The following is a 20,263-nucleotide window of genomic DNA, read 5'->3' on the forward strand; positions in this document are numbered from 1 at the left end:
GCCGGTCACGCCGTGCGTTTGCGTGAGCTGGTCTTCTTCGCCGTCTTGGTCGCCGTTTTCGTCGCCGTCTTGGTCGTCTTCTTCGCCGTCGACTTCTTCGCGGTGCTCTTCGCGGCCGGCTTCTTCGCGACCTGGGCCGACTTGGCCGTCGACTTCTTGGCCGACGCCGCGGTCTTCTTCGCCGCCGTCTTCTTCGTGGCCGTGGACTTCTTGCCCGCCGTCTCCTTCGGGGCCGCTCTGGCCGACTTGCGCTGATGCAGGCGTCTGACCTCGGCCGCCTCCTCGGGCTCCTCGCCGCGGGACTCCTTGGCCGCGCGGACGCTGCTCTCCAGGGCCGCCATGAGGTCGAGGACCATGCCGCCGGCGGCGGGCTCGGGGGCGGCCGGCGGGGTCTCGCCGGCCGCCTTCGCGGCGATGACCTCCTCGACGGCGTGGCGGTACTCGTCGTGCAGATCCTCCAGCTCGACCTCGCCGAGGGTGTCCATCAGGGCGTCCGCGAGGTCCAGCTCCTTGTCGCGGACGGTGACGTCCACGTCGGGGGCCACGCCCTCGGGGGCGCGGACCTCGTCGGGCCAGAGCAGGCCGTGCATGGCGATGGCGTCGCCGACGACCCGGAGCATGCCGAGCCGCTCCCGGCCGCGCAGCGCGAACTTGGCGATGGCGACCTTGTTGCTGCGCTTGAGCGCCTCGCGCAGCAGGGTGTACGGCTTGGCGGCCGGGGCGCCGCTCGCGGCGAGGTAGTACGCCGCGTCCATCTGGAGCGGGTCGATCCGGTCGCCCGGCACGAAGGCCACGATCTCGATGGTCTTGGCCGTGGGGATGGGGAGCTGGGCCAGGTCCTCGTCGGTGATCGGGATGATCGAGCCGTCGGCGTCCTCGTAGCCCTTGCCGATCTCGGCCTGGCTGACCTCGCGGTCCTCCACTTCGCAGAACTTGCGGTAGCGGATCCGGCCGCCGTCCTCGGTGTGGATCTGGCGGAAGGAGATCGAGTGGCTCTCGGTCGCGTTCACCACCTTGATCGGGATGCTGACCAGGCCGAAGGAGACGGCGCCGTTCCATATGGATCGCACGTTCAGCACCTTTCGAGGCGGTTTTGGCCGTTTTCGTGTGATTCTCATCGTATGACGCCGATCACAGAGGTGGAGGGACGGCGCCTGGCGCTGAGCAACCTGGAGAAGGTGCTGTATCCGGCGACCGGGTTCACCAAGGGCGAGGTGCTGCACTACTACGCGACCGCCGCCGACGTGCTGCTGCCGCATCTGCGCGACCGTCCGGTGTCCTTTCTGCGCTACCCGGACGGGCCGGACGGACAGGTGTTCTTCACCAAGAACGTGCCGCCGGGTACGCCCGAGTGGGTCACCGCCGCCGAGGTGCCCCGTTCGGAGGGGCCGGCGCGGATGGTGCTGGTGCAGGATCTGCCGTCGCTGATGTGGGCGGCCAACCTGGTCACGGAGTTCCACACGCCGCAGTGGCTGATCGGGGCGCCGGGCGAGGCGGACCGGCTGGTCTTCGACCTGGACCCCGGGGTGCCGGCGAGCGTGGTGGAGTGCTGCGAGGTCGCGCTGTGGCTGCGCGAGCGCCTGGCGGCGGACGGCATCGAGGCGTACGCCAAGACCTCCGGCTCGAAGGGCCTGCATCTCGCGGCGGCCGTGCGGCCCGTCCCGTCCGAGCAGGTGACGGAGTACGCCAAGGAGCTCGCCGTGGAGGCCGAGCAGGCCATGCCCCGGCTCGTGATCCACCGGATGACCAGAAGCCTGCGCCCCGGAAAGGTCTTCGTCGACTGGAGCCAGAACGCCGCCCGCAAGACGACGGCGACGCCCTACACCCTGCGGGCCCGCCCCGAGCCGACCGTGTCCGCGCCGGTGACCTGGGAGGAGGTGGCGGACTGCCGCTCCCCCGACGCCCTGACCTTCCTCGCCCGGGACCTGGCCCCACGCCTCCAGGACTACGGCGACCTGCTGGCCCCTCTTCTGGACCCGAACCAAGCAGGCGCGCTGCCCTGACCCAGCAGCCCGTCCGGCGATTGAGGACTAGGCCCCTCAAGGGCCGAAGCGGGGGTCTGGGGGCGGCAGCCCCCAGGGACGGTCACCCCAGCCGACCCGCACCCTCAGCCGGCGGCACTCCAGACCCGCCGGTCCCGAGCCATCGCATGCAACGCCTCCACATCCGCCGGCTTCAGCACCCCACCCGTCCGGCCCAGCCCCCGCACCTCCGTGTCCCGCAGAACCCGTACCTCCCTGAGCGGCGGTGCCGTGATCGTCACGTCGGCCGCGGCGACGAGGGCGAGGACGGGGCGGACCTCGGCGGTCAGGGCGTAAGACGCACGGTCGGCGTCGGCCCGCACCCGCCGCAGCAGGGGCTGCGAGTCGCGGCGGCCGAGGGTGACCACCGGGTCGGCGACGGTGACCCGCTGCTTACGGGCGTACAGGGTGTGCAGCGCGAACAGCCCGCCGGGCCCGATCACCAGATGGTGGATGCGGTCGCCGCCGGGCAGCGGCACCGAGTGCAGCGTGTGCCAGCCCGCGCCGTCCAGTCGGTCCAGGGCCTCGCCGACCGCCTGCTCCGCCGCCAGCGCCCGCCGCCGGGGGTCGGGCCGCAGCCGGTGCGCGGGGCCGGGGTCCCGGTCCAGGGATATCAGCAGCGCCTCGCCGGGGCGGTTGGGCGCGAGGTCGTCGTCGGGATGCAGGGACAGCCGGGCCAGCTCGGCGGGCGTGGGCACCGGCGGCGGGCCCACCGTCACCGGGCCGGTCACGAAGGGGCCGAGCACCTCCAGCACATCCTCCCTGCGCTCCTCGCTGAGCAGGTTGATCCGGCCCGCCTCACGGTCGTACCAGGCGAGGTTGTGCCCGTCCCGCCGGCACACGTAGAGCCGTTCCTGGCCGTGCCGCCAGGTCGGTACGACGCGCAGTCCGCTCATGCACCATCACCCCACTGACCATGGGAACAGGCGGGGTGCTGCGGGGGCAAGAACCCGGCTACCTTTGAGAGGAGTTGGGCAGACCGCCCTGGGGGTGGTTGGGGAGGCGCCGTTGCGTACCCGCAGGAAGCAACCCGACGTACCTGCTCCGGACAGCCCGTGGAGCGAGATCGTGCCCGGCCTGTGGATGGGCGGGCACGAGTTCCGGGGCCGGACGGGGCAACTGGAGTTCGCCGTCGTACGGGACGAGTTCGATCTCGTGCAGACGCTGCTGAGCCTGCCCGGGCACGGGCCGGATCCCGGCGTGGAGCACCATGTGTGGCCGATCCCGGACGGGCCGCTGGACGGCACCCAGCTCGCCGGGGTGATCCGGCTGGCGGAGGCGGCGTGCGAGGCGCTGGACGGCGGCCGCAGGGTGCTCGTGCGCTGTTACCACGGGTACAACCGCTCCGGCCTGGTGATCGCCCACGCCCTGGTGCGCCGGAGCCAGTCGGCCGAGCAGGCGATCCGGCTGATACGCTCCCGCCGCTCTCCGTGGGCCCTGCACAACGAGCTGTTCGTCGACTACCTCCGGGCCGGACTGTCGACCGCGCGGCTCCTCGAGGAACTCGCCGAGCAGTAGCTTCGCCCGTCCGCCCACCGGGTGCGCAAAAAGGACTTCCGTACGAATAGGGTGTACGGGCCCGACCACCAGCCAGCACCCCGGGAGAACCGTGCCCCGCCGCCGCCTCACGCGCACCACCGCGCTCGGTGCCCTTGCCGCACTGCTGCTGGCGGCCGCGACGGCCTGCGGTGACGCCGGGGGGCTCAAGGGCGCGGGCCCGACCGAGACCGCGGTCAGCCCGGACAAGCTGTGGCCGAACCTGACGCCGGCGTCCCGGCCCGCCTATGAGATCGGCGAGGTGGTCCGGGAGGTGGTGAAGGGCGTCACCGTTCCCCGGGGCGGCATCCGGGACGTGGACCCGGTGACGGTCGTACGCAAGGAGATGGCCAGGAGCCGCGGGGACTACGAGGGCGACGCCGCGCAGTACCGCGAGACCGGCCGTCTGATGGACCGGTGTGGCGACGGTGCCGGACACGGACAGTGCCCGGTGCTCCAGCCGTACTACCGCGACCTGACCGGCGACGGGCGCCCCGAGCTGACGCTCGGTTTCAAGCTGATGCCCGGCAGGACGACCGCGGTGCGCGTCTACACCGTCGAGAAGCAGCGGCTGATGCAGGTGATGAGCTGGGACGACGCCATCAGCGGCGTCGAGCTGGCCGGGCGGTCGGTGATCATACGCTCGCCGTCCGAGGTCGCCGGGTACGAGTACCGGCTCCAGTGGACGTGGGACGCGGACCAGAAGGCGATGCTGCTCACCCACGACGAGATGCTGCGCACGGGGCCGCACAAGAAGGCGCACCACACCTCGCCCACACCGTCCGCCTCCCCCTCGGCGAGCACGCCATGAGGTTCGCGCTGCCCCAGTGGGCGGGCACGCTCGCCGTGAAGGCGGCCGTCTTCATCACGGTGATGTGCTGTGCGCTCGCCGCGCTGCTCGGCGTCCTCGTGCATGTCTCGGTGACCAACCAGACCGTCGGCCAGGCCCGCGACCGCGCGCTGTCCCGGCTGACGGACGCGACGGCGGCGTTCGAGGCCGGGGACCCGACCGGGCGCGGCGTCGGCCTGGATCCGCCTGAGCTGCCCGGGGCGCTGCGGGACCTGGCGCTGGCCGGGGACCGGGGCACGATGGTCGCCGACCACCACGGCCGTCCCACGATGTGGGCGGCGGGCCCCGCCGACCATGAGCGGGTCCTCGCGGTCGAGGTGGACTACTCGCAGCAGGCCCGCACCATCGAGGGCCTCGACCGGGCGATCCTGTGGTCGTCGGCGCTGGCCATCGGCGTGACGGTGCTGGTGGGCGCGTTCGCGGTGACGCGGGTGACGCGCCGGCTGCACGCCACGGCCCGGGTGGCCCGGCGGATCAGCGGGGGCGACCTGGACGCCCGGGTGGACGACCCCCGCACGAAGGACGCGACCCGGCCGCCGGACGAGGTGGCCGCGGTCGCCGCCGCGCTGGACTCGATGGCGTCGTCGCTGCAGAGCAAGCTGCTGGCCGAGCAGCGGTTCACCGCGGACGTGGCGCACGAGCTGCGCACTCCGCTGACCGGGCTGCACGCGGCGGCCGAGCTGCTGCCGCCGGGGCGGCCGACGGAGCTGGTGCGGGACCGGGTGGCCGCGTTGCGCACGCTGACCGAGGATCTGCTGGAGATCTCGCGGCTGGACAGCGGGCGGGAGCGGTCGGAGCCGGACAGCGAGCCGCTCGGGGCGCTGGCCGAGCGGGTGGTGCGGGCGTCCGGGACCGAGACCGAGGTCGTGGTCCTGCGGGACGTGGTGGTGGAGACCGACCGGCGGCGGCTGGAGCGGGTGCTGGGCAACCTGGTGGCCAACGCGCACAAGCACGGGCGCACACCGGTGTCGCTGACCGTGGACGGTCCGGTGGTCACCGTGCGGGATCACGGCGAGGGCTATCCGGACTACCTGCTCGCGCACGGACCTCAGCGGTTCCGTACGGAGGGCGGCGCCAAGGGGCACGGCCTGGGGCTGACCATCGCGCTGGGGCAGGCGGAGGTGCTGGGGGCGCGGTTGTCGTTCTGGAACGCCGTGGACGGCGGAGCCGTCGCGCAACTGACGCTGCGCTAGGCCCTGTCGTCAAATTCCCGTCGTCCGCCCGGAGGGCGGGCCGCGCGGCGTCAGGTGCGTGCTCTCGGCGTGCCGGCGAGAGTGCGTGCATGGCGCCGCGCGGCAGGCGGGAATTTGACGACAGGGCCTAGGGACGGGGCGCTCCTGGCGCTACCCCTATGGCCCATTAGGACGCGCGAACTACCCATATGGCTCCTAATGTTGCGGTTAGTCAGGTTCGTTCCGCTGTCCTGGAGGTGGTCCACATGGCTCTGCGCTCCCGCTTCGCCATATCCATATCCGCCGGCATACTCGCCGCCGCGGCCGCCGTCACACCCGCCGTCGCCGATGACGGAGGGGGGACCCAGAGCGACCCGGGCGCTTCTCAGGGCGGGGACTGGGGCGGATCCGGGGGCGACTGGGGCGGCGGACACGAGCAGGAGTTCACGCCCGGCCGCGTCACCGCGAGCACCCTGCTGCTGCGCAGTGCGCCCAACCGGGGCAGCCAGGTGATCCGGACCGCCCACCGGGGGGACCGGGTCAGGATCTTCTGCAAGACCGAGGGGCAGAGCGTGCAGGGCAACCGGCACTGGTACCTCCTCGCCGACGGCACCTGGGCCTGGGGGTCGGCCCGGTACATCGAGACCCGGCACTCGCCGCGCTGGTGCTGACCCACAAGGCACACAAGGCGCGCAAGGCAGACTATTTGGGTAGGTTCCGGACATGACCAAGGCCGGAACCACCCTGGCGGCAGCGGACGCACCCGCTCCCGCCGCACCGCTCCCCCGGCGCCGTGGCATCGAACTGGCCCTCATCGTCGTGGCCGTCCTGCTCTCCGTGTACGGCTACTGCGCGGTCGGCCTCGCCCGCAGCGGCACCGTCCCGCCCGGCGCCGCCGGCTACGGCGCCGGGCTCGGCGTACTGGCGCTGGTAGCGCATCTGGCCGTACGCCTGCGCGCCCCCTGCGCGGACCCGCTGCTGCTGCCGATCGGCGTGCTGCTCAACGGCATCGGCCTGGTCCTGATCTACCGGCTCGACCTGGAGACACCCGGCGACCGGGCGGCGCCCACCCAACTCGTGTGGTCCACGCTGGGAGTGGCGCTGTTCATCGTGGTGGTCCTCCTCCTGCGCGACCATCGCGTGCTCCAGCGCTACTCCTACGTCTGTGTGGTCGCCGCGCTCGTCCTGCTCACCCTGCCGATCTTCTTCCCGTCGGTGAACGGGGCCCGCATCTGGATCCGGGTCGCCGGATTCTCCATCCAGCCCGGCGAGTTCGCGAAGGTGCTGCTCGCGGTGTTCTTCGCGGCGTATCTGGCCGCCAACCGCAGCGCGCTGGCGTACACGGGCCGGCGGGTGTTCGGCATCGACCGGCTCCAACTGCCCACCGGCCGCGTCCTCGGCCCGATCGTCGCGATCTGGCTGCTGAGCGTGGGCGTCCTCGTCCTGGAACGCGACCTCGGCACCTCGCTGCTGTTCTTCGGCCTGTTCGTGGTCCTGCTGTACGTCGCCACCGGCCGCACCGGCTGGATCGCCGTCGGCCTGGTGCTGGCGGCGCTCGGCGCGGTGGCCGTCGGGGAGCTGGAGCCGCATGTGCACGGCCGGGTCGAGGACTGGCTGCACCCGTTCGCGTCGATCGAGGCGGGCGAGGGACCCAACCAGCTCTCCCAGTCGCTGTTCGCCTTCGCGGCCGGCGGCCTGACGGGTACGGGCCTGGGCCTGGGCCACTCGATCCTGATCGGCTTCGCGGCCAAGTCGGACTTCATCCTGGCGACGGCCGGCGAGGAGCTGGGCCTGGCGGGCCTGTCCGCCCTCTTCATCCTCTACGGCCTGCTGGTGGAGCGCGGCTACCGGGCCGGCCTCGCCCTGCGCGACTCCTTCGGCCGGCTGCTCGCGGTGGGGCTGGCCTCGATCGTGGCGCTCCAGGTGTTCGTGATCGCGGGCGGGGTGACGGGCCTGATCCCGCTGACCGGCATGGCGATGCCGTTCCTGGCGCAGGGCGGCTCGTCGGTGGTCACCAACTGGGCGATCGTGGCGCTGCTGATCCGGGTGAGCGACAAGGCGCGCAGCCGGCTCGGCGTGCCCAAGGGCGAGCAGACCGCCGTACCGACACCACAGGACGAGCACCTGGAGGCCGCCCGATGACCCGGCACATCCGGCACGCCGCCCTCTTCTGCGCGCTGCTGCTGGTCGCACTGCTCCTCAACGCCACCCGCATCCAGCTCTTCGAGGCCCCGTCCTACGACGACAACATCGCCAACCGCCGCACCACCATCGCCCGTTACGGCCAGCCGCGCGGCGACATCCTGGTCGACGGCGAGCCGGTCACCGGCTCCCACGACACCGGCGAGCACCTGCGCTACGAGCGGACGTACACCAACGGCCCGATGTACGCGCCCGTCACCGGCTTCGCCTCGCAGGAGTACGGCACGACGCTCCTGGAGCACGCCGAGGACGGCGTCCTCGCCGGCACGTCCCCGCTGCTGTCGCCGTTCGCGCTGTGGAACGGCGTCGCCCGCGACCGCTACCCCGGCGGCGACGTCGTCACCACGCTGCGCAAGGCCGCGCAGGAGGCGGCGTACGAGGGGCTGGCCGGCCGCAAGGGTGCGGTGGCGGCGATCGAACCGTCGACGGGCCGCATCCTGGCCCTGGTCTCGGCCCCGTCCTACGACCCCTCGGCGCTGTCCGGGAACGGCGCGTCGGTGACCCGTTCCTGGTCGTCCCTGAACCGGGACGCGGACAAGCCGATACTCAACCGGGCCGTGCGCAAGACGTACCCGCCGGGCTCGACCTTCAAGGTGGTCACGGCGGCCGCGGCGCTGGACGCGGGCGTGGTCGAGGACCTGGACGACAAGACCGACTCCCCGGACCCGTACACCCTGCCGGGCACCAGGACCTCGCTGACCAACGAGTCCGAGGGCTGCGAGCACGTACCGCTGCGCAAGGCGTTCGAGTGGTCGTGCAACACGGTGTTCGCGCGCCTGGGCGTCAAGGTGGGAGTGGAGCGCATGGCGGCGACGGCGGAGGCCTTCGGCTTCAACGACGCCGACCTGAGGATCCCGTTCTCGGTCGCCGAGAGCACCTTCGACACCAAGGTGGACAAGGCGCAGCTCGCCCTGTCGTCGATCGGTCAGTACAACACGCGCGCGACCCCTCTGCAGATGGCGATGGTCGCGGCGGCCGTGGCGAACGGCGGCCAGGTGCGCTCGCCGTATCTGGTGGAGCGCACGACCCGGGAGGGCGGCGCCACGGTGGCGACGGCCGGCTCCCGCCCGACCCGGCAGGCGATGCGCCCGTCGACCGCGAGGCTCATGAAGGAGATGATGGTGGACGTGGTGCGGGAGGGCACCGGCACCAACGCCTGGATCCCCGGCGCGACGGTGGGCGGCAAGACCGGCACGGCCCAGCACGGACTGGGCAACTCCGGTACGCCGTACGCCTGGTTCGTCTCGTGGGCCAAGGGCGACCGCGACCTGGAGCCCAAGGTGGCGGTCGCGGTGGTGGTGGAGGACGCGGCCGCGGAGCGCGGCGAGATCAGCGGGGGCGGGGACGCGGCGCCGATCGCGCGTGCGGTGATGGAGGCGGTGCTGAAGTCCCCGGCGCGCAAGGGAGGTTGACGCACGCACACCACGCTCACGATCTGAGACGCCCCCTGTGCCCGGCGCCCCGACCGACCTATCGTTCGGTCCATGACGACATCAGCCGCCGCGGAACCCGCCTTCGAACTCGCCCAGGTCAACATCGCCCGTCTCAAGGCCCCGCTGGACTCGCCCCAGTTGAAGGACTTCGTCGACAACCTCGACCCCGTGAACGCCGACGCCGAGGCGGCCGACGGATTCGTCTGGCGGCTGCAGGACGAATCCGGCGACGCGACGGACGTGAGCGTCTTCGGGGACGAGTGGCTGATCATCAACCTGACGGTGTGGCGGGACACGAACACCCTGACCGCCTTCATGTACCAGGGCCGTCACCGCGAGATGCTGGCCCGCCGCCGCGAGTGGTTCGAGCGCGTGCAGGAGGCGATGACGGCGCTGTGGTGGGTCCCGGCGGGCCACCGCCCCACGGTCGCCGAGGCCGAGTCCCGCCTGCTCCACCTGCGCACCAACGGCCCGACGCCGTACGCCTTCACCCTGCGCACGTCGTTCCCGCCGCAGGGTGCGGAGCCGGTACTGGGCGAGGTGCCGGAGGGTCTGGGCTGCTCGGCGTAGGACAACCGGCCGGGTCAGCCTTCCGCACCCCCCTTGATCGCCGGGTCAGCCTTCCACACCCCCCTCGATCGCCTGCTCCACCTCCGCCACCCGCTCCCGCTCCTCCGCCGCGAACCGCTCGGCGTCGAGCTTGTCGGCGATCTCCTCGTCCTGAGCCATCAGCAGATCCAGATTGGAGTCGCCCATCTCGAACACCCCCATGTCGACATAGGCCTGCTGGAGCCGCTTCCCCCACAGCCCGATGTCCTTCACGCACGGGACGATGCGCGAGAAGAGCAGCCGCCGGAACAGCTGCAGGAACTCGGACCGCTCACTGATCTCCTCCGCCTCGGCCTTGGGGATGCCGAAGTTCTCCAGAACCTCGGCTCCCCGAAGCCGGTCCCGCATCAGATAACAGCCCTCGATGACGAATTCCTCACGCTCACGGAGTTCGACATCGCTCAATTGCCGGTAATAGTCCCTGAGCGCCATCCGCCCGAAGGCCACATGCCGCGCCTCGTCCTGCATCACATAGGCCAGGATCTGCTTGGGCAGCGGTTTGTCGGTGGTGTCCCGGATCATGCCGAACGCGGCCAGCGCAAGCCCCTCGATCAGCACCTGCATACCGAGATACGGCATGTCCCACCGGCTGTCCCGCAGCGTGTCACCCAGCAGCGACTGCAGATTGTCGTTGATCGGATAGACCATTCCGATCTTCTCGTGCAGAAAACGCCCGTAGATCTCCGCGTGCCGGGCCTCGTCCATCGTCTGCGTCGCCGAATAGAACTTCGCGTCCATGTCCGGCACCGACTCCACGATCCGCGCCGCACAGATCATCGCGCCCTGCTCACCGTGCAGAAACTGGCTGAACTGCCAGGACGCGTAGTGCTGCCGCAGCTCGCCCCGCTCCCGCTCGCTCATCTTCGCCCAGTACGGCGTCCCGTAGAGCGCCATCGCCTCCTCGGGCGTACCGAGCGCGTCGAACGGATCGACCTCCAGATCCCAGTCGATCCTTCGCTGCCCGTCCCACTGCTTGTCCTTGCCCTTCTGGTACAGCGCCAGCAGCCGGTCGCGCCCGTCGTCGTACTCCCAGCTGAAACGGGCCGAGCCGGCCGACGGCACCTGCCAGAGGGGTTCTCCCGGATCGCCTGCGTACAGGTCCTGTGTCGGCATGCCTCGCAGGCTCACACGTAGTAGACGCGGGGTCAACAAGTCTTGCGCAAGGGATTGACGACCTTGCTGACAAGCAGTCTCATAAGCACATGACGACGCTGACGGAAGCCGACGCGCTCACCGGCCTGCGCGATGCCCTCGGCCTGCTCAAGGACCGCGAACAGGTGGCCGAACGCCTCCTGGCCTCCTCCGCGAAGCACAGCTTCGACCCGGACAAGGAGCTGGACTGGGACGCGCCCTTCGAGGAGGGCAAGTGGTTCTGGCCCCCCGAGCTGGTCTCCCTCTACGACACCCCCCTGTGGAAGCGCATGAGCGAGGACCAGCGCCTCCTGCTCTCCCAGCACGAGGCCGCCGCCCTCGCCTCCCTCGGGATCTGGTTCGAGATCATCCTCATGCAGCTCCTGGTGCGCCACATCTACGACAAAGCGGCGACAAGCGCCCACGTCCGCTACGCACTCACCGAGATCGAGGACGAGTGCCGCCACTCCAAGATGTTCGCCCGCCTGATCTCCCACGGCGGCACCCCCTGGTACCCCGTCGGCCGCGTCCACCAGAACCTCGGCCGCCTCTTCAAGACAATCTCCACCACCCCCGGCTCCTTCACGGCCACCCTCCTCGGCGAGGAGGTCCTGGACTGGATGCAGCGCCTGACCTTCCCGGACGAACGAATCCAGCCCCTGATCCGCGGCGTCACCCGCATCCACGTGGTCGAGGAGGCCCGCCACGTCCGCTACGCCCGTGAGGAACTGCGCCGCCAGATGGTGACGGCTCCGAGGTGGTCCCAGGAGTTCACCCGCATCACCTCCGGCGAGTTCGCCCGCGTCTTCTCCGTGGCCTTCGTCAACCCCGAGGTCTACACGAACGTAGGCCTGGACAAGCGCGAGGCGATGGCCCAGGTCAAGGCCAGCGCCCACCGCCGCGAGGTGATGCAGACAGGGGCCAGGCGCCTGACCGACTTCCTGGACGACATAGGCGTACTGCGAGGAGTGGGCCGCCGCCTGTGGAGGTCGTCGGGGCTGCTGGCGTGAGTGGGGGGTGAGCTTGAGGTCGGATCGCTCGCCCGCGCCGGCGGGGTGCCGCCTGTACCCACCCGTGCCGCCCATGGGGGTACCTCCCAGGCCCTTTAGGCACTGGGGGAGGCACGACTGCCCGCAGGCTGCGCGGCTCAGCCGGACACCCGACGGCGCTGCAGCGCCCAAGGGGCGCGGGGAACTGCGCGACCAGCCACAACGCACCCGCAGTCGCCAGCGATCCGCACCCCTACGGCGACTAGGCTGCCCCCATGACCCCCGCCGCCCCTGCCTACCGGCGCCTCAGCGTCGAGGAGCGCCGCACCCAGCTCCTCAACGCCGCCCTCACCCTCTTCGCCCACCACACCCCCGAGGACGTGTCCCTGGACGACGTGGCAGAGGCGGCCGGCGTCTCCCGCCCCCTGGTGTACCGCTACTTCCCCGGCGGCAAGCAGCAGCTCTACGAGGCCGCCCTGCGCTCCGCCGCAGAAGAACTCCGGCACTGCTTCGACGAACCCCGCGACGGCCCCCTCCTCCCCCGCCTCGCCCGCGCCCTCGACCGCTACCTCACCTTCGTGGACGAGCACGACACCGGATTCAGCGCCCTGCTCCAGGGCGGCAGCGTCGTGGAGACCTCCCGCACGACGGCCATAGTGGACGGGGTGCGCCGCGCCGCGGCCGAGCACATCCTCAGCCACCTAGACGTCACCGACCCCGGCCGCCACCTCCGCATGACCGTCCGGATGTGGATCACGGCGGTCGAGGCGGCCTCCCTGATCTGGCTGGACGAGGGCAAGCAGCCTCCGAGGGACGACCTGCGGGACTGGCTGGTGGAACAGTTCGAGGCCACGCTCGCCGTCACAGCGGCCCGCGACCCCCAGACGGCCGCCCTGGCCCAGCAGCTCACGGCCGACGAGTGACACTGTTGCGGTGAAGAGCGAAGACACCCCCTTCGAGGGCGGCCCCATGGACGGCCGCGTCCTACCGGTCCTCCTGGGCATCACTGGCCACCCGCCCAAGACGTACCGCATCCCGGTCCCCGACCCGCACGGCGGCCCGCCCACGGTCCTCGTCTACCGCCGCGTCCCCCGCAAGCAGGGCCGAGGCGCCGGCCTCACCCAACGGTGGAAGTACGAGTACGACCCCGAGGGCAGGCAAGAGCGCCACCTGAACTGGCCGTGGTCAAAGCCGGACACCAGGCCGAACGCCACGCCGCCCGGCAAGCCACAAGACCCGGACGAGTGACGCGACTGCGCCGAACCGCGCACACCTACCGCGCGAACCCGCCACCCCCGACACATGCTCACGATGCGGAGCAGAGCGCCCCGCTTCGGAGGTGATGACATGTCAGGAAGGCTTCTGCGTCTGGCGTGTACGGCGGCAGCCGCCACACTCCTCGCACCCGCCCCCGCGACCGCGGCCCCCACGGCGCCCGCGGCCCCGACCCCCATCGAGCCCCAAAGCCGATCCACGGCAGAGCTGCTGACAGACCTTCAGCGCCTGTACCGACAGGCCGAACAGGCCACGGAGACCTACAACGCCACCGAGGAGAAGCTGAAGAAGCAGCGCTCCGAGGTGACCCGCCTGGACACCGCCCTGACCCGCGCCCGGCTCTCCCTGCACGACAGCCGGAGTGCCGCCGGCCGCCTGGCCCGCCAGCAGTACCAGAACTCCACCGGCATCTCCCCGTACGTACGCCTGCTCCTGGCCCAGGACCCCCAGCACGCCCTCGACCAGGGCCATGTCATCGGCCGCCTGGCACGCGAGCGCGCGGCGACGGTCGGCCGCCTGACCGGCACCGAACGCAAGACCGCCGAGCTGGCCCGCAAGGCCCGTAAGGCCCTGGACGCCCAACTCGCCCTCGCCGAACGCCAGAAGAAGAACCGCGACGCCGTACACAAGCGCCTCGACAAAGTGGAGGAACTCCTCGCGTCCCTCACCGCCGAACAGCTCACGGCGCTGGCCGAACTCGAGAAGAAGGACACCGCGAAGGCCCAACGGGCGTTCGTGGCCTCCGGCGCCCTCGCCCACGACGACCACAAGCCGTCCCGCAAGAGCGCCCGGGCGATCCGCTACGCCAAGAAGCAGCTCGGGAAGCCGTACAAGTGGGGCGCGGAGGGCCCGAAGTCCTACGACTGCTCAGGGCTGACGTCCAAGGCCTGGGCCCACGCGGGCACCCGCATCCCCCGGACCAGCCAGGAGCAGTGGGCGAAGCTCAAGCGCGTTCCGCTCACCGAACTGCGCCCCGGCGACCTGGTCGTCTACTTCCCGGACGCCACCCACGTGGCCCTGTACCTGGGCAAGGGCAAGGTGGTCCAGGCCCCGCGGACCGGGGAGAAGATCAAGATCTCCCCGATCGCGTCGAACCCGGTCCTCGGGGCCGTACGCCCGGAGGTCAGGCCCCGGAAACCTCAGCGAGATACGCCGCGGTCTTCTCGGGCACATAAAAGAAGTTCTCGAAGTCAGCAGGGTCGTTGAAGCCGTTCGCGAAGCGATCGGCCACGGGCGGAAGCTGACCGGCCGCCCCGATGAGGCCCAGGATGTGCTCCGGCGGCGGCGCCAGCATGGCGTTGGTCCACTTGGTGACGTGCTGCGCGGTGGCCCAGTACCGGTCGAACGTGGCCCGCATCCAGTCCTCGTCGAACTCCTTGTCCCCGTGCTCCAGGATCGAGGCGAGGTAGGCGGCCGCGCACTTGGAGGCCGAGTTGGAGCCCTGGCCGGTGATGGGGTCGTTGGCCACGACGACGTCCGCCACGCCCAGCACGAGACCGCCGCCGGGAAGCCGCCCGACCGGGTTGCGCACCGTCGGCGCGTACCGCCCGCTGAGCACACCGCCCGCGTCGGTGAGCTCGACCCCCCTCGCCCGGGCGTACTCCCACGGCGTGTACTTCTCCATGAGCCCCAGGGTCAGGGACAGGTGCTCCGCCGGGTCCTTCACGCCGTCGAAGACGTCGAGCGGGCCGCCGGGTATGCCCTCCCAGAACAGGATGTCGGCGCGCCCGGAGGTGGTCAGGCACGGCATGACGAACAGCTCGCCGACGCCGGGGACCAGGTTGCAGCGGACGGCCTCGGTGTCCGGGTGCTCCGGACGCGGGCCCAGGCCGTGGACGTACGACACGGCCAGCGCGCGCTGCGGCTCGCTGTACGGGGAGCGCTCCGGGTCCCGGCCGAACATCTGGACCAGCTCGCCCTTGCCCGCCGACACCAGCACCAGGTCGTACGTACGGGAGAAGTAGTCGAGGTCGCCGACCGCCGCGCCGTGGATGACGAGCTGTCCGCCGCGCTGGGCGAACGTCTCCATCCAGCCGGCCATCTTCACCCGCTGGTCCACGGACTGCGCGAACCCGTCGAGGTGGCCCAGCCAGTCGATCGCGCGCGCCGCGGGGCCCTCGCCCCAGGAGCCGGGGGCCGCCACCGAGACACCGAGCCCCTCGATCTTCGGGGCCTGGGACTCCCAGAAGTCGAGCTGGAGATCGCGCTCGTGCTGCAAGGCGGTGTGGAACATGCACTGCGTGGACATGACCCGGCCGGTGCGGATCTCGTCCGCCGTCCGGTTGGACATCAGGGTGACCTCGTACCCGTTCGACTGGAGTCCGAGGGCGAGCTGGAGTCCGGACTGGCCGGCTCCGACAACGAGTATCTTCCGCATGCGGGTGAGGGCTCCTAACAGGGGTTCACTACCGGGATTTACTCGGGAGTTTCGTCCAGCGCGTGGCCCACGAGGGACAGAAGGGTCTCGATCACCGAGATCCGGCGCCGCGCATCCATGATCATTACAGGTATGTGCGGGGGGATCGTCAACGCCTCTCGCACGTCCTCCGCCTCGAACAGCTCGCTGCCGTCGAAGTGGTTGACCGCGACGACGTACGGCAGCCCGGAGCTCTCGAAGTAGTCCAGCACCGGGAAGCAGTCCTTCAGCCGCCGGGTGTCGGCCAGCACGACGGCGCCGATCGCGCCCCGCACGATGTCGTCCCACATGAACCAGAACCGCTGCTGGCCCGGTGTGCCGAACAGATAGAGCACCAGGTCGTCGTCGAGCGTGATGCGGCCGAAGTCCATGGCCACGGTGGTGCTCAGCTTGCCGGGCGTCGAGGTGAGGTCGTCGGTGTCCTCGCTCGCCTCGGTCATCAGCGCCTCGGTCTGCAGGGGCGTGATCTCCGAGACGGCGGTGACCAGCGTGGTCTTGCCGACGCCGAAGCCGCCCGCCACCACTATCTTCGTGGCGATGGGGGCGCGGGTGCGGTCCGTCTGCCAGGACTCCGGATGCTCATCAGTGGCTTCACCGATGTTCTCAAAGACGACGGAGTCCACTGAGCACCCTTTCGAGCAGAGCGCGGTCCGGACGGCCGGTGCCGTGACCGGTGCCGGTGCCGTACACACGGATCTTTCCCTGGTCCGCGAGGTCGCTGAGCAACACGCGGACCACGCCGAGCGGCATGCGCAGCAGCGCGGCGATCTCGGCCACCGTGCGCATCCGGCGGCACAGTTCGACGATGGCCCGCATCTCCGGCATCACCCGGGTGGTGAGCGAACCATTCGTCAGTTCCTTGCGCTCCTCGGGGGCCTGAAGCGCGGCGGTGCTCGCGACGAGCGTCTCGACGAGGAGGACGTGGCCGAAGCGGGTACGGCCGCCGGTGAGCGAGTAGGGGCGTACCCGGGCGGGCTTGCGGTCGCCGCCGCGGACGGGGAGCTGGGGTTTGTTCCGCGGTTGGTTCTTCGGTTTCTTCGGGGCGTTGCTCATCGGGTGCTCCCTGCCGACGCGTCCTCGAGGGATTTCCGTAGCTCGCTGCGGAGTTCGGGGGTGAGGACGTGGCCGGCGCGGCCGACGAAGAGCGCCATGTGGTACGCCACGACGCTCATGTCGCAGTCCGCGGAGCCGTGCACGCCGAGCAGCGAGCCGTCGCTGATGGACATCACGAACAGGCTGCCCTCGTCCATCGCGACCATCGTGTGCTTCACGCCGCCGAACTGCATCAGCTTGGCGGCGCCGACGGTGAGGCTGCCGATGCCGGAGACGATGGTGGCGAGGTCGGCGGAGGAGCCGCGGGGGCCGGTGGGCCGGTCGTTCCTCGCCTCCCGGGCCTCCTCGTTGCGGGCCTGGTCCGAGGAGAGCAGGAGCAGGCCGTCGGAGGAGACGACTGCTACCGACTGGATGCCCGGCACCTCCTCGACCAGATTCGTCAGCAACCAGTGCAGGTTGCGGGCCTCACTGCTCAGTCCGAAGGTACTGGGCGCGGTCAACTGCTTGCCTCCTCGACTGTGCCCCCCGTGGCTGCTTCGGATTCCGTGCTGGGTGTCTTGTTCTGGCCGGTCTGTTCGGCGATCTCTGCCTCTACGTCGCGGTAGCCGGCCTGGGCGCCCTGGCGGAAGCCGCCGAGTCTCCTGCGGAGGGCTTCGGCGTCGATGCCGGTGGTCCGCCGGTGCGGGGCGGTCGTGGGTGCGGTGATCTTCGGGGTGCGCTTGGGGAGGCCCTTGTCCGTGAGCTGGTCCTCGTCCGGGGTGCGGGTGTGTTCCGCCTCGGCTTCGCCTTCGGCGGGATTGTTCCCACCCGCACCACCCGTGCGGCTTTCGTCGTCGGGTGCGGGTGGCCCCTGTGGGGCGTCCCCGCCGTCGGCGGCCGCGGGTTCACCGACCGACTGCGCCGCAGCTGCGACCACCGGCTCCGCCGGGTTCTCCACCGCCGGCTGCGCTGGCTGCCCCAGGGCTTCCATCGTCGACCGCCCCGGGGCCTCCGCAGTCGGCTGCGCCAGGGCTTCCGCCATCGCCCGCCCCGAGGGCTCAGCAGCCGGCTGCCCCGGGGACCCCACCACCGACTCCCCCGAGGCCTCCGCCATCGGCTGCCCCGGGGCCTCCGCCGTCGGCTGCGTCGGCAGCAGGAGTTCCATGGTCGTCTCGGCAGGGTGCTCGCGCTCCTGCTCCGCCTCGGCCCTGGTCCCGTGTACTGCCTCCTCCTGCACGGCCTTCTCCGCCAGCTCCACCAACGGGTCGGCGTTCTTCGCGCGGCCGCGCAGGACGTTGGAGTTGGCCTCCGCGTCGGCGCCGGGGAGGGAGAAGGTGGGGGCGGGGGCCACTGCGGTGGGGGTCGGTGTCAGCAAGCCCTTGGGCAGGACCGCGACCGCCGCGACGCCGCCCTGCTTCTGCTCGCGGAGCTGGACGCGGATGCCGTGGCGATGGGCGAGGCGGGCGACGACGTAGAGGCCGAGGCCCAGGCCGTCCGCGTCCTGATGGTCGTAGGACGCCTCGGGGTCGAAGTCGGCGAGGCGGGAGTTGAGGCGGGTCAGGCGATCGCCGGTCATTCCGATGCCCTCGTCCTGGACCGAGAGCATGACCTCGCCGTTCTCCAGCAGCCAGCCGGAGATCTCGACGGGCAGGTCGGGCGGGGAGAACGACGTCGCGTTCTCCATCAGCTCGGCGAGGAGGTGGGAGAGGTCGTCGGCGGCGAAGCCCGCCACGTGTGCGTGCGGCGGGAGGGCCGCGATGCGTACGCGCTCGTAGCGTTCGATCTCGCTGACCGCCGCCCGTACGACATCCACGAGCGGGACCGGTCCCGCGTGCTGCTGGACATGCTCGGTGCCGGCCAGCACGAGGAGGTTCTCGCTGTGGCGACGCATGACCGTGGCGAAGTGGTCGAGCTTGAAGAGGGTCGCGAGGCGCTCGGGGTCCTGTTCGCGCTCCTCCAGCGCCTCGATGACCCCGAGTTGCCGTTCGACCAGGCCCAGGGTGCGCAGGGCGAGGTTGACGAAGGTGCTGCCGATGCTGTCGCGCAGCCGCTCCAACTGGGCGACGGACTCGGCGAGTTCGGCGCGCAGCCGCTCGCGGGCGTCGGCCATCTTCTGCCGCTGCCCGACCAGGTGCTTGCGGTCGGACTCCAGGGTGGTGATGCGCTCGTGGAGGGCGACGGCGTGGGCGTGCAGGGCGTTGACGGAGTCGACGACCTGGGCGAACTCGTCCTTGCGGCCGGTGAACTTGACCGGCGCTTCGGCCGCCGGGTCCTCGGCCCCGGCGAGGCGGGCGGAGCCGAGGCGGAGGACCGCGAGGGGGCGGGTGAGGCTGCGGGCCATGCCGGTGGCGACGCCGACGGCGAGCAGCATCAGGGCGCCGAGGATGGCGATGCGGATCTCCAGCGCGGTGACGTCGTCGTCGCGGAGCCGTTCCAGGGCCTTGGTGCGGCGGTCGTAGAGCGCGGACTCGGCGCCGCGCATCGAATCGACGCGGGCGGACAGGGCGGCCTCGGCCCGCTCGGTGTTCGTGGCCAGGTCGCGGTCGGAGAGCGTGGCCCGGTCGGTGAGGGACTCCAGGTACCGCTCGGCGGTGTCGACCTCGGGGCCGGTGACCGTGGAGTCGTACGACGTGCGCGCGGACGTGGGCGCGGTGTCGCGGAAGTCGGCGAGGGCGGCGTCGGATCGCACCCGGGCCTGCTGGGCGGCGGCGCTGAGCGCGGCGCGCTGCTTGGCGTCGGCGTCGGTGGAGGTCTGCTGGGTGGACGTGATGCCGGTGATCGGGTCGGTGACGGTCTCGGTGGTCGTCGGCACGCTGAGCGCGGCGAGCAGCAGCCCACGGGCGGCGGCGGCCTGCTGGACGGCGGAGTCCAGCTCGGCCAGCGCGTGGGCGCCGGCGCCCGCGCGAGGCGGCATCCGCTCGGCCAGGCGCTCGGCGAGCCGGTGCAGTTCGGTGATGGCGGCGGAGTAGGCGTCGTGCGACTGCAGCGCCGTGCTCTTGCCGGTGAGCGCGGACCTGCGCAGGGCGGCGATGCCGTCGAGGTCGTCGCGCAGCGAGGCGGGGGCGTCGGTGTCGGCGCGCAGTTCTTCGATCTGCCGGTCGACGCGGGTGCTGCGCTGCTCGCTGGGTGCCTTGGACTTGGGGCGGCCGGCGGCGACGTAGGAGGTGACCTCGTCGCGCTCGTCGGCCAGGGAGTGGGCGAGGGTGAGCGCGTTCTCGGTCTGCTCGGCGAGGGTCACCAGTTGCTGCGCGTCGTGCAGTTGCCCGGAGGCGGCGACGACCGAGGGGACGCCGGCGCCCGCGATGGCGGCGGCGACCACGGCCACGGCCACGATCAGCCGGTTCCGTACGTGGGTCGGGCGTCCCTTGCCCGCGGGTGTGATGTCGGGAGTGGTGCCGGGAGTGGGCTGGGTGCCCCCTGCGGAGGCCGTCTGCTTGCCTGAGCGACGTGGCCGCATCTTCTGCACCGGTGCTCGCATTCCTGACTCGTGATACCCATGGTCCGGATGACGCCCCGTCAACTTTCGTCGACGATACGCACACCGGTCCCCGACCCTCCCAGTGCCGGTGGGCAACGGCCGCGCATCACCCGACCCGC

The 20,263-nt window shown here is 71.3% G+C and carries 20 protein-coding genes; 12 read left to right on the top strand and 8 right to left on the bottom strand.

Annotated features, from left to right (window positions below):
- Nucleotides 1-5: 5 nt before the first annotated feature.
- A complete protein-coding gene (locus ACP4J3_RS29235) occupies nucleotides 6-1,070 on the bottom strand; it encodes a Ku protein (RefSeq protein WP_426539047.1) in 1,065 nt (354 codons plus the stop codon).
- Between the two features lie 51 nt (nucleotides 1,071-1,121).
- On the opposite strand from ACP4J3_RS29235, the gene ligD reads away from it, so the two are divergent.
- Complete coding sequence (ligD, locus tag ACP4J3_RS29240; protein ID WP_426539048.1) at nucleotides 1,122-2,003, top strand: non-homologous end-joining DNA ligase; 882 nt, start codon at nucleotides 1,122-1,124, stop codon at nucleotides 2,001-2,003.
- 104 nt (nucleotides 2,004-2,107) lie between these two features.
- Here the strand turns inward: ligD and ACP4J3_RS29245 are convergent, their stop codons facing one another.
- Nucleotides 2,108-2,917, bottom strand: coding sequence for a nuclease-related domain-containing protein (locus tag ACP4J3_RS29245; protein WP_426539049.1), 810 nt, complete (start codon nucleotides 2,915-2,917; stop codon nucleotides 2,108-2,110).
- A gap of 112 nt (nucleotides 2,918-3,029) precedes the next feature.
- On the opposite strand from ACP4J3_RS29245, the gene ACP4J3_RS29250 reads away from it, so the two are divergent.
- From ACP4J3_RS29250 to ACP4J3_RS29280, 7 genes are all read left to right on the top strand, one after another.
- The gene (locus tag ACP4J3_RS29250; RefSeq protein WP_426539050.1) at nucleotides 3,030-3,539 is read left to right on the top strand and encodes a protein-tyrosine phosphatase family protein; all 510 of its coding nucleotides are present in this window, start codon (nucleotides 3,030-3,032) and stop codon (nucleotides 3,537-3,539) included.
- Nucleotides 3,540-3,630: 91 nt separating this feature from the next.
- A complete protein-coding gene (locus ACP4J3_RS29255; protein WP_426539051.1) occupies nucleotides 3,631-4,368 on the top strand; it encodes a hypothetical protein in 738 nt (245 codons plus the stop codon).
- Nucleotides 4,365-5,600, top strand: a complete 1,236-nt coding sequence (locus ACP4J3_RS29260) for an ATP-binding protein (RefSeq protein ID WP_426539052.1) — start codon at nucleotides 4,365-4,367, stop codon at nucleotides 5,598-5,600. The genes ACP4J3_RS29255 and ACP4J3_RS29260 overlap by 4 nt, the downstream gene beginning before the upstream one ends.
- A 245-nt stretch (nucleotides 5,601-5,845) precedes the next feature.
- A complete protein-coding gene (locus ACP4J3_RS29265) occupies nucleotides 5,846-6,250 on the top strand; it encodes an SH3 domain-containing protein (protein ID WP_426539053.1) in 405 nt (134 codons plus the stop codon).
- Between the two features lie 52 nt (nucleotides 6,251-6,302).
- Nucleotides 6,303-7,721, top strand: coding sequence for an FtsW/RodA/SpoVE family cell cycle protein (locus tag ACP4J3_RS29270; RefSeq protein WP_426539054.1), 1,419 nt, complete (start codon nucleotides 6,303-6,305; stop codon nucleotides 7,719-7,721).
- The gene (locus tag ACP4J3_RS29275) at nucleotides 7,718-9,193 is read left to right on the top strand and encodes a penicillin-binding transpeptidase domain-containing protein (protein WP_426539055.1); all 1,476 of its coding nucleotides are present in this window, start codon (nucleotides 7,718-7,720) and stop codon (nucleotides 9,191-9,193) included. Before ACP4J3_RS29270 ends, ACP4J3_RS29275 begins: the two co-directional genes overlap by 4 nt.
- Before the next feature lie 72 nt (nucleotides 9,194-9,265).
- The gene (locus ACP4J3_RS29280; RefSeq protein ID WP_426539056.1) at nucleotides 9,266-9,784 is read left to right on the top strand and encodes a DUF3291 domain-containing protein; all 519 of its coding nucleotides are present in this window, start codon (nucleotides 9,266-9,268) and stop codon (nucleotides 9,782-9,784) included.
- Nucleotides 9,785-9,829: 45 nt separating this feature from the next.
- Here the strand turns inward: ACP4J3_RS29280 and ACP4J3_RS29285 are convergent, their stop codons facing one another.
- Entirely contained in the window at nucleotides 9,830-10,936 is a 1,107-nt protein-coding gene (locus tag ACP4J3_RS29285; RefSeq protein WP_426539057.1) for a ferritin-like domain-containing protein, read from the bottom strand.
- Between the two features lie 89 nt (nucleotides 10,937-11,025).
- On the opposite strand from ACP4J3_RS29285, the gene ACP4J3_RS29290 reads away from it, so the two are divergent.
- The 4 genes from ACP4J3_RS29290 (at nucleotide 11,026) to ACP4J3_RS29305 (ending at nucleotide 14,424) form a co-directional block, all read left to right on the top strand.
- Complete coding sequence (locus ACP4J3_RS29290) at nucleotides 11,026-11,964, top strand: AurF N-oxygenase family protein (protein ID WP_426539058.1); 939 nt, start codon at nucleotides 11,026-11,028, stop codon at nucleotides 11,962-11,964.
- Between the two features lie 254 nt (nucleotides 11,965-12,218).
- Nucleotides 12,219-12,866 carry a TetR/AcrR family transcriptional regulator gene (locus ACP4J3_RS29295; protein ID WP_426539059.1) on the top strand — a complete coding sequence of 216 codons (648 nt, stop codon included), beginning with the start codon at nucleotides 12,219-12,221 and terminating at the stop codon, nucleotides 12,864-12,866.
- Between the two features lie 10 nt (nucleotides 12,867-12,876).
- A complete protein-coding gene (locus tag ACP4J3_RS29300; protein WP_426539060.1) occupies nucleotides 12,877-13,191 on the top strand; it encodes a hypothetical protein in 315 nt (104 codons plus the stop codon).
- Between the two features lie 99 nt (nucleotides 13,192-13,290).
- Nucleotides 13,291-14,424 (top strand): NlpC/P60 family protein, encoded by a 1,134-nt coding sequence (locus ACP4J3_RS29305; RefSeq protein WP_426539061.1) that lies wholly within the window; start codon nucleotides 13,291-13,293, stop codon nucleotides 14,422-14,424.
- Here the strand turns inward: ACP4J3_RS29305 and ACP4J3_RS29310 are convergent.
- The 5 genes from ACP4J3_RS29310 to ACP4J3_RS29330 are packed head-to-tail and all read right to left on the bottom strand — an operon-like array spanning nucleotide 14,342 to nucleotide 20,144.
- The gene (locus tag ACP4J3_RS29310) at nucleotides 14,342-15,595 is read right to left on the bottom strand and encodes a styrene monooxygenase/indole monooxygenase family protein (RefSeq protein ID WP_426539062.1); all 1,254 of its coding nucleotides are present in this window, start codon (nucleotides 15,593-15,595) and stop codon (nucleotides 14,342-14,344) included. The two genes, ACP4J3_RS29305 and ACP4J3_RS29310, sit on opposite strands and share 83 nt — an antisense overlap.
- A 38-nt stretch (nucleotides 15,596-15,633) precedes the next feature.
- Nucleotides 15,634-16,257 carry a GTP-binding protein gene (locus tag ACP4J3_RS29315; protein ID WP_426539063.1) on the bottom strand — a complete coding sequence of 208 codons (624 nt, stop codon included), beginning with the start codon at nucleotides 16,255-16,257 and terminating at the stop codon, nucleotides 15,634-15,636.
- Nucleotides 16,238-16,687 (bottom strand): DUF742 domain-containing protein, encoded by a 450-nt coding sequence (locus tag ACP4J3_RS29320; RefSeq protein ID WP_426539064.1) that lies wholly within the window; start codon nucleotides 16,685-16,687, stop codon nucleotides 16,238-16,240. Before ACP4J3_RS29320 ends, ACP4J3_RS29315 begins: the two co-directional genes overlap by 20 nt.
- On the bottom strand, nucleotides 16,684-17,187 hold the full coding sequence (locus ACP4J3_RS29325) for a roadblock/LC7 domain-containing protein (RefSeq protein ID WP_426539065.1): 504 nt from the start codon (nucleotides 17,185-17,187) through the stop codon (nucleotides 16,684-16,686). Before ACP4J3_RS29325 ends, ACP4J3_RS29320 begins: the two co-directional genes overlap by 4 nt.
- A complete protein-coding gene (locus ACP4J3_RS29330; RefSeq protein ID WP_426539066.1) occupies nucleotides 17,184-20,144 on the bottom strand; it encodes a nitrate- and nitrite sensing domain-containing protein in 2,961 nt (986 codons plus the stop codon). Before ACP4J3_RS29330 ends, ACP4J3_RS29325 begins: the two co-directional genes overlap by 4 nt.
- Nucleotides 20,145-20,263: the final 119 nt, after the last annotated feature.

It is taken from the genome of Streptomyces sp. UG1 (assembly GCF_049974585.1).
Taxonomy (GTDB): Bacteria; Actinomycetota; Actinomycetes; order Streptomycetales; family Streptomycetaceae; genus Streptomyces.

What these genes read in the sequence shown, in the direction of transcription:
- ligD (WP_426539048.1), top strand. Translation starts at nt 1,122, where the DNA reads ATGACGCCGATCACAGAGGTGGAGGGACGGCGCCTGGCGCTGAGCAAC.
- ACP4J3_RS29245 (WP_426539049.1), bottom strand. Translation starts at nt 2,917, where the DNA reads ATGAGCGGACTGCGCGTCGTACCGACCTGGCGGCACGGCCAGGAACGG.
- ACP4J3_RS29260 (WP_426539052.1), top strand. Translation starts at nt 4,365, where the DNA reads ATGAGGTTCGCGCTGCCCCAGTGGGCGGGCACGCTCGCCGTGAAGGCG.
- ACP4J3_RS29265 (WP_426539053.1), top strand. Translation starts at nt 5,846, where the DNA reads ATGGCTCTGCGCTCCCGCTTCGCCATATCCATATCCGCCGGCATACTC.
- ACP4J3_RS29270 (WP_426539054.1), top strand. Translation starts at nt 6,303, where the DNA reads ATGACCAAGGCCGGAACCACCCTGGCGGCAGCGGACGCACCCGCTCCC.
- ACP4J3_RS29275 (WP_426539055.1), top strand. Translation starts at nt 7,718, where the DNA reads ATGACCCGGCACATCCGGCACGCCGCCCTCTTCTGCGCGCTGCTGCTG.
- ACP4J3_RS29280 (WP_426539056.1), top strand. Translation starts at nt 9,266, where the DNA reads ATGACGACATCAGCCGCCGCGGAACCCGCCTTCGAACTCGCCCAGGTC.
- ACP4J3_RS29285 (WP_426539057.1), bottom strand. Translation starts at nt 10,936, where the DNA reads ATGCCGACACAGGACCTGTACGCAGGCGATCCGGGAGAACCCCTCTGG.
- ACP4J3_RS29290 (WP_426539058.1), top strand. Translation starts at nt 11,026, where the DNA reads ATGACGACGCTGACGGAAGCCGACGCGCTCACCGGCCTGCGCGATGCC.
- ACP4J3_RS29295 (WP_426539059.1), top strand. Translation starts at nt 12,219, where the DNA reads ATGACCCCCGCCGCCCCTGCCTACCGGCGCCTCAGCGTCGAGGAGCGC.
- ACP4J3_RS29305 (WP_426539061.1), top strand. Translation starts at nt 13,291, where the DNA reads ATGTCAGGAAGGCTTCTGCGTCTGGCGTGTACGGCGGCAGCCGCCACA.
- ACP4J3_RS29310 (WP_426539062.1), bottom strand. Translation starts at nt 15,595, where the DNA reads ATGCGGAAGATACTCGTTGTCGGAGCCGGCCAGTCCGGACTCCAGCTC.
- ACP4J3_RS29320 (WP_426539064.1), bottom strand. Translation starts at nt 16,687, where the DNA reads ATGAGCAACGCCCCGAAGAAACCGAAGAACCAACCGCGGAACAAACCC.
- ACP4J3_RS29330 (WP_426539066.1), bottom strand. Translation starts at nt 20,144, where the DNA reads ATGCGAGCACCGGTGCAGAAGATGCGGCCACGTCGCTCAGGCAAGCAG.